The sequence below is a fragment of the Asticcacaulis sp. AC402 genome (assembly GCF_000495835.1).
Taxonomy (GTDB): Bacteria; Pseudomonadota; Alphaproteobacteria; order Caulobacterales; family Caulobacteraceae; genus Asticcacaulis.
On record NZ_AWGC01000014.1, the window covers coordinates 242,423 to 250,167 of the forward strand.

Annotated in this window: 5 protein-coding genes; 3 read left to right on the top strand and 2 right to left on the bottom strand. The window is 60.9% G+C overall.

Annotation, left to right across the window (positions count from 1 at the left end):
* Positions 1-64: 64 nt before the first annotated feature.
* Together ABAC402_RS29630 and ABAC402_RS40675 are read right to left on the bottom strand one after the other, a co-directional pair.
* Positions 65-3,208: a TonB-dependent receptor gene (locus tag ABAC402_RS29630; protein WP_031235526.1), complete on the bottom strand. Its 3,144-nt coding sequence runs from the start codon at positions 3,206-3,208 to the stop codon at positions 65-67.
* 667 nt (positions 3,209-3,875) lie between these two features.
* The gene (locus ABAC402_RS40675; RefSeq protein WP_023449379.1) at positions 3,876-4,250 is read right to left on the bottom strand and encodes a Gfo/Idh/MocA family oxidoreductase; all 375 of its coding nucleotides are present in this window, start codon (positions 4,248-4,250) and stop codon (positions 3,876-3,878) included.
* 314 nt (positions 4,251-4,564) lie between these two features.
* Between ABAC402_RS40675 and ABAC402_RS29640 the strand changes: the two genes are divergently transcribed.
* The 3 genes from ABAC402_RS29640 to ABAC402_RS29650 all read left to right on the top strand — a co-directional run.
* Positions 4,565-5,293, top strand: a complete 729-nt coding sequence (locus tag ABAC402_RS29640; RefSeq protein ID WP_023449380.1) for a hypothetical protein — start codon at positions 4,565-4,567, stop codon at positions 5,291-5,293.
* A gap of 8 nt (positions 5,294-5,301) precedes the next feature.
* Positions 5,302-6,978, top strand: coding sequence for a hypothetical protein (locus tag ABAC402_RS39215; protein WP_155847362.1), 1,677 nt, complete (start codon positions 5,302-5,304; stop codon positions 6,976-6,978).
* Positions 6,965-7,745 (top strand): MoxR family ATPase (locus ABAC402_RS29650; RefSeq protein WP_023449382.1); only part of this gene is annotated, 781 nt, incomplete at its 3' end. The genes ABAC402_RS39215 and ABAC402_RS29650, both read left to right, overlap by 14 nt.

The following is a 7,745-nucleotide window of genomic DNA, read 5'->3' on the forward strand; positions in this document are numbered from 1 at the left end:
CAAATAAAAGAAAAAGGCCGCGGCGAACCGCGGCCTTTCCCGTGACGGCGAACCGTCCCAAGACTTAGAACTTGTAACGCACGCCCAGTTGGTAACGCGAGTCCAGTTCTTGAGCGTAGTAGATATTGACCTTGTCGCGGCCATGGGTGCGGAGGTGCTCCTTACCCAGGTTGAGGCCCTCGAAGGACAGTTGGATGCTCGGTGTTATCTGATAGTTAACCGACAGGTCGATCACGCCGAACTCTTCGACGTAGGTCGGGTTTCCGGCTGCACCGTCGCGGCCGGTACCAGCCAGGTATTCGTCACGCCAATTATAGGACAGACGACCCGACAGCGGACCCTTGTCGTAGATTGCGGTGACGTTGTAAGTGTTCGACAGACCCAGCAGTGCGAACTGCGTGGTGCCTGGAGGCGCCGAATTGTCGAAATTAACATCTCCGGAAACTGTGGTCAGGCTGCCCGTAACACCGAAGCCCGTGTCGCCGAAGAAGTGCTGGAAGGCAAATTCCGTACCATGCACGTTGCCGCTGCGCGAGTTCTGCGGCGTGTTGGTTTCAAACACGAACAGAGGATCGCTCGAGTCCGGAACGATGTCGTAGGCGGCCAGAATCTGGTCGACAAACGCCTGGTTCAGGTTTCCGGCCGTGGAATTGGCCTGGTACTCGGTCTTCGCAGCCGTGGCATTACCGCTGTGCTTGATCAGCAGGGCCGTCATGGTGAACAGGTTCACGTCCGTCGTGCTCTGGCTGATTTCACCCAGTGCAACCCGGGCATTGCCGGAACGCGAACCGTTGGCGCCCGACGACGGGTCACGCAGGCCGAAGTGATTGGCCTGAACGCGGCCGGTTGTGATGAAGTTCGCCACGTCCTTGTTGTAGAAGCCTGCTGAAACATAGCTCGACGGGGCGTAGTACCATTCGGCCGAGAAGTCGATGTTCGAAGACTCGAACGGCAGCAGGGCCGGGTTGCCGCGGGTGGCAGTCGGGTTGACGCCGTTCAGGGTTGGACGCGGCGGCGTGCCGACAGACGTCGTGGCGTACATGCTGCCGTAGGGTGCGCGGGCAATCGTCTTGGAATACGAACCGCGTACCTTGATGTCGTCGGTCAGGTTGACCACGACGTCGATATTCGGCAGCCAGTTGTCGTAGTCAGCTTCCAGGGCGAAGGTCGCGACTCCGGTACCGAAGTTGGTCGCGAAGTCATTGTCGGCCGTCCAGCGGATGGCTGTCGGAATGCTCTGAAGGGCCGACGCCGTCACGTCGGTCTTTTCATAGCGCATACCAGCGACCACCGTGGTCGGGAAACCGACCAGATCGCCCTTCATCGTGAACTGACCGTAGACCGACTTAATGTCTTCTTCGATTGTGTTCGCGGTGATGGATGCCGTCGGAATAGGCTGGTTGTATCCGGCCGCCAGCTTCCTGTAGAGCTCGATGGCGTCGCCACGGAAAGCGATGTTGGATTGACCGGGGGTGAAGTCCTGGAAAAGACCACCGAGGTCGAAGGTCGAAATCACACCCGGGGCATATTGCGCCACGTCGCCAGGGTTCGAAATACCCCAGTCGCCGAGCGCGTGATAGGTGCTGCCGGTGGTGGTGGTCATTTCCGACTTGATCCAGTCGACCCCGAAGTCGAAGCGGCTTTCGCCGTCGAAGTCATAGGTGAAGTCGACACGGGCTTCGTCGATCTGGTGCGTCTGGCTGTTGGTGGCTGTACGGGCAACCTGCGAACCCAGGTCGCCGGCGTCAAGCTTGCCGTTGCAGTTACCGCGGCCATTTTGGGCAGCGCAGTCAACAACGGTGTACTTTTGGACAGGCACTTCGCCGCGGAAGTCAACCGAGTGGGTGCGGACGACCGGGGCACCAATCGACACCATGGTCGAAGACGAGCCATTCGGGTTGTTTGGCAGGGCTTCCCCCTTGGAGTGGGCGAGGTCGAAGGTCAGGCTCATGCGGTCCGAGATATCCCAGGCGGCATTGAATCCGACCGAGGTCAGTGTATCCTTTGTGGCGCGCATCTGCTGTTCGAAGCCGATGTCCTTGGTGCCGGACAGGGTTTCTTCCAGATAAACGGCGTTGTAAACACCTGATTCACCCTTTTCGAAGGTGATCTTGTCGAATGGACGGTTGAACCAGTTGGTCTGGTCGTTACGTTGTTCGGAGACTTCGGAGGTAGCGAACAGCGCGTCGAAGGTCAACAACAGGCTCTCGGTCGGGCGCCATTGCACCGTTCCCTGAATGTTTGTGCGCTCGCTGTGGTTTTCCGAGAAGTGGTAGCGGCTATCGTTCGGATAGCTGACCAGGGCATCGTCGGGTGGACGGTTGGTGATCTGTGTCAATAAGACGCCGTTCGTGTCATAGCGTAAACGGCCAGCGCTGCTGGGCAGGAACAGCGAGGCGGTCGAACCGGCCGGGCGAGCGGCAAAGTAGTCGATGTTCCAGGAGTTCTGGGTCGACGAACGGGTCGCGACGTCGCGCTCGGAAACCGAGCCGAACAGAGATACGCCGAAGGTGTTCGAGTCGTTGGCCCAGCTATAGGCTCCGGAAACTTCCGGTGTCCATTCGTCGCCGGTGACCATATTGTCGCCATGCAGGCCCTTGACCGTGATGGAGCCGGTGGCGCCGCTCTTGCCGATCGGTCGCAGGGTCTTGATGTTCATGGTGGCGCCGAGGCCGCCCGATGGGATGTTGGCGCGGCCGGTCTTGTAGACTTCGAAGCCTGAAACGCCGTCCGAAGCGATGTTGCCGAAGTCGAAGTTACGCGAGCCACCGCCGGCGAAGTCGCCGGTGTCAGAGCCCACAACCTGAATATTGGCAGTCGGCAGGCTGCGGCCGTTCAGGGTCACGAGGTTGAAGCTGGGGCCGAAACCGCGAACAGTGACTTCCGAACCTTCGCCGTTGACGCGATTGATCGAGACGCCCGGAATGCGCTGAATCGATTCGGCCAGGTTGGTGTCCGGATACTTGCCGATGTCTTCAGCCGAAATGGCGTCGACGATGCCGGTCGCGTTCTTCTTAATATTCATCGAACGCTGAAGCGAGCCACGGATCGTCACCACAGTGATGACTTCGTCGACCGGGGCAGCCGCCGGGGCGTCCTGCGCGAAGGCCGGTGCAGCGATTGCGCACAGGGCCAGAGTGGATGCGCCGCTAAGGAACGCAGCCCGCAGCACACCGCTGCTCCGCTTACGCGATACAGTTTTAGTCATGGTAGTCCTCCCAACATAGGTTTTTTTAGGGTACTCTTCTGCTCCCCGCCGCTGCGCCTGTTTAATGGCGTCAGTCATGCAGGTGTACAGCTACTGAACCGCGAACCCATGAACGCAATGGCGCACGGGTCCGCAGCAATCGAATAAAGCGATGGGGGTTATTGCCCTTCCGCGATGTCTTCCCAAACACAAGGCTTGTAGTCGCCGCGGAGACGGCCGACTCAGCCTTTTTATAATATTGTCGGTAACGCTAACATGACGAGGTTATCCACGCCAGCATGACTTTGGCCGGAATACACAGTCGCCACAATACGTTGCATAACGGCTACACACTGCCGTTTGACGGCGTAGGCTGATCGTGTCCAGGAACGCCCGGGTAGGCGGGCGGCCCAAGCCCGTAACAAGGCTGTCAATGCGCACCGGCTGACCGGTTTCGAAACAACGATTGGCGGCGATTCCGATCATGATGGAGGCAGCGCCACCGCGTTCTTCGCCTGTCCGCAGCAGCGAATCGGGCGGTGCGCCGGGATCGAAAACATCGGCCAGCATGACGGCATCGCCAGCCAGATCGAGATTGCCAGCCAGATCGAGATTGCCAGCCAGATCGAGATTGAAAGTGCAGGCGGCCTTTTCCGGACAGGTCTGGCCGCGTTCATGGGGACCCGACCTAGCTAAGCTTCGCCATGGCCGGGGTATAGACGTCGCGTTTGCCGGTGGCGGTGACGGTCACCGGCATGTCCGACAGCCACCAATTAACAAGGTCGAAAGGGTGCGTTGCCCTGTGGACCATCACACCGCCGGAGATCGACGTGTTACCGTGCCAGCGGCGGAAATAGTCGGCGCCGTGCACGGTATTGATCAGCCAATGGAAGTCGACCGACAGGATGTCGCCGATGGCGCCAGATATGAGTATCTCTTTGATCTGGCTGCGGAACGGCGCGTAGCGGTGGTTGAAACTGACCCGGACGCGGCCGCCGGTGCGCTTGACGGCGTCCAGAATGGCCTCGGCCATGACCGCGTCGCGCTTGGTTTCACGAACCATGCGGTCGAAGTCGGATGCTAAACAGGTTTTGGGGGCAGGGGCGCCAGCCTTGGCGGCGCGGCTGACGACATGGTTTATTTGGCCTGGATTGATATCGCAGATGACGACCCGTCTGCCATGGTCCTTGTGCGCCCCCCAAAGCGCGTCCTGGTAACTGCAGGCGCGGCGCGTGAAGCGTCGCTTGGTGCTTTTTGGCCCAACATGCGCCCTGTCCGTCCGCAGCGTGCGAAAAAATGGGCCTGCTGCGTTGTGGCTTGACCTTGCCCGGCTTTCCAACCTACTCTTCGCAACTTGAAGTGGGGGAGTTACGACGCGTGCCCGATTCCGGCGCAGCCAGCCTTGACAGCACCGGCGCGGGCCCTGCGCCCGGCGGTTCCTCTGGCGTGCCCTCAGGGAGTGATGCCAGCCTTCAGCACGCCCGTGACCTGATCGAGACAGCCAACAAGCGCAACGATCTGCAGACCACCTTCGTCGACGCGGTCAAGATCGATCCCAAGGCCTTGGAAGGCTGGAACAAATTCCTCGAAGGCCTTGGCAATCTCTTTAAGGGGGCAGCGGAACTGCTCGCGCCCCTGGCGCCAATCATGCCATATCTTTTGTACGCGCTGGGTATAGCCATTATCCTTTTGTTATTGTCACCTGTGGTGCGGATGTTCATAGCTTCGCGGTTTGAGCGTCTGTTCGCCCGAGATCACCTCAAGGCCGATCAGCCCTGGCGTCCAACCAAGGCCGCCGTTGTCGCCTTGCTGCACGATATCGACGCTTTGGCTGCTCAGGGGCTGTATGATGAGGCCGTCCACCTGCTGCTGGTCCGTTCGGTTGCCGACATCAACAATTTCCGTCCGGACCTCGTGCGGCTGCACTATTCATCGCGCGATATCTGTTCGCACCCGCTGCTTCCCGCGGGAGCACGCGCTGCTTTCGAAAAGATCGTGGCCTGGGTGGAGCGAAGCTATTTCGCCGGTGTTCCGGCTGGCAAGGCCGGTTTTGAAGCCTGCCGTCAGGCCTACGTGGAGTTCATTGCGGCGGAGGGCATTGCCTGATGGCCCCAATGACGAAAACGGCGAAGAGAAAGACCCTGGTGAAGAACTGGGTAAAGACTGGGGGCGAACGCCTGACCTCCGGCAAGATGTCAGACTGGCTGCCGGCCGTCGCCCTGTTTCTGTGCCTGTCGATGTTCGCCATCGCCGCTCTGGTGCTGTTTCAGGTCGGGTCGGACCCGAAAAGCCCACAATCGGCGCTGCCGACCTCGGTATCGGCCCAGGGCTTCCAGGGCCTTCGCCGGCTGCTTGACGCCGACGGGAACTATACCGTCATCAACCGTTTCGAGGATACGGGTCCGGCCGAACGCGGCGACCTGGAAATCATCACCTTGGATAACAGCGGCGATCTGTTCCTGGCGGGCTTCGACGCCTTCGAAGAGCAGGAGAACGACTCCTCGTCGCAGTCGTCAGCCGCTTCGGACAGCGTTGCGAATCCCAATGCGGAGCGCGAAATGGCCCGTTTGCGTGCCATGGCCGATTCCGGGATGGTGCCGGATCCAAAACGGGCCAACCACATCCTGTACAGGCCGCTGGGCAAGGCGGTGCTGATTGTGGCACCCAAGTGGGATGCCCGTACCTATCCGCGCAACCCGCGTTGGTCCCAGGGGCCGCAACTGCGGGCGGCGCGTGAGATTTCCCACGTGCTGCAGCTTTTATCGCCCGTGACCGAAACCGAAACTCTGTACGACGCGGACGACAAGATCGTCCGTCCGCTCAAGGTGGACGGGCGCGAAACCTATGTCGATTACGATGTCACCTACAGCTACACGGTCGTCACCTACGATATCTCACGCCTCACTCGTCCGGCGCCGGCAAGGCCGCAAAAGCCAAGCCCGAACAACTATCGCCCTACGGACCAACAGACGCAACGCGATCCCGACCTGCCGGTCGACAGTGACGTAGTACTGACGCCGGTGCCAGGACAGGCTGAATTTTTGACCCCCATGCGCTTCGGCAAGATCTCTGGCCTGCAGAGCATTTCCGGTCCCAATCTGGTGCCGGTGCTGGTGGCGGCGGACGGCCGACCCGTGCTCTCACGCGTTGTCATCGCCGGTGGTGCCTCGACCACGGTTCCGGTCTATGTGCTCAGCGACCCCGATCTGCTGAACAATCAGATCCTGGCGAAACCCGAAAAAGTGGTTGCCGCCCTGGAACTGCTCGATAACGTCACCCCCGGCGACAAAAAATCGTCGAAGGTGGTGTTCAATATGACCTTCAACGGCTTGAGCTTTGACCGCGATCTGCTGCATGCCTTGAGCCGTCCGCCGTTCCTGGCCCTACCCCTGGCCCTTCTGATTCTTGGCCTGGCCCTGATGTGGGCGGCCTTCGCCCGCTTCGGTCCTGCGCAGGAAGCCCCGGCCGGCCCGCCTTTGGGCCGCGGCGTGAAAACCCTGGCTGATAATGCCGCACGCCTGCTGGCGGTCACCTTCAAGGAAGCCAGGCTGGGACCGGCCTACGCCGCCCTGGTGCGCGACCAGGTTATCCGCAGCAAGGGCTTTATGCAGGTCGATCCATCGCAAAGCCTGGATGACCTGGCCGAACGGATCGGTAAAACCCACGGCTCTACCGACAGCTATCTGGACCTCAAGGACAAGGCGGCGCGTGTCGCCACCGTCCATCAACTCATCGACGTGACGCTCAAACTGCACGCCTGGAAGACGGAGATCGAACGTGCTCATATCTGACATTCAAAGCCTGGCCCAGCGCCTGAGGGCTGAAATCGCCAAGGTCATCGTTGGCCAGCACGACACCGTCGACCTGCTGCTGACGGCCCTGTTTTCCGGCGGCCATATCCTGCTCGAAGGCCCGCCGGGCACAGCCAAGACCCTGCTGGCCAGAACCTTCTGCCAGGCGCTGTCGCTGCGCTTCGGCCGCATTCAGTTCACGCCGGACATGCTGCCGGGCGACATACTGGGGTCGAACCTGTTCAACTTCCAGACCTCGACCTTCAGCCTGTCGAAGGGGCCGATCTTCTGTGACATGCTGCTCGCCGACGAAATCAACCGCACACCACCCAAGACGCAGGCCGCCCTGCTGGAAGCCATGCAGGAGCGACACGTTACCCTGGACGGCGTGCGCCACGACCTCGGTAGCCACTTCACGGTCATCGCCACCCAGAATCCGATCGAACAACAGGGCACTTATCCGCTGCCGGAAGCCCAACTGGATCGTTTCCTGTTCAAGCACGTTCTGGGCTACCCGTCGGTCGACGAGGAAAGGCGGATCATCGACAGTTCGGGCAATGCCTCGGCCGCGACGGATCCGGCGACCGCCGGGGTTTCTGCCGTCCTGTCGTCCGCCGAACTGGCGATGGCCATCGGCACCGTGGCAGCTGTGAAACTGAACCCGGCCAATCTCGACTATATCGTCGCCCTGGTGCGCGCCACGCGCGATGCCCCGCTGCTCAGCGTCGGTGCCAGCCCGCGCGCCGGCGCCCTGCTGGCCAGGGCGG

What these genes read in the sequence shown, in the direction of transcription:
- ABAC402_RS39215 (WP_155847362.1), top strand. Translation starts at nt 5,302, where the DNA reads ATGACGAAAACGGCGAAGAGAAAGACCCTGGTGAAGAACTGGGTAAAG.
- ABAC402_RS40675 (WP_023449379.1), bottom strand. Translation starts at nt 4,250, where the DNA reads ATGGTTCGTGAAACCAAGCGCGACGCGGTCATGGCCGAGGCCATTCTG.
- ABAC402_RS29630 (WP_031235526.1), bottom strand. Translation starts at nt 3,208, where the DNA reads ATGACTAAAACTGTATCGCGTAAGCGGAGCAGCGGTGTGCTGCGGGCT.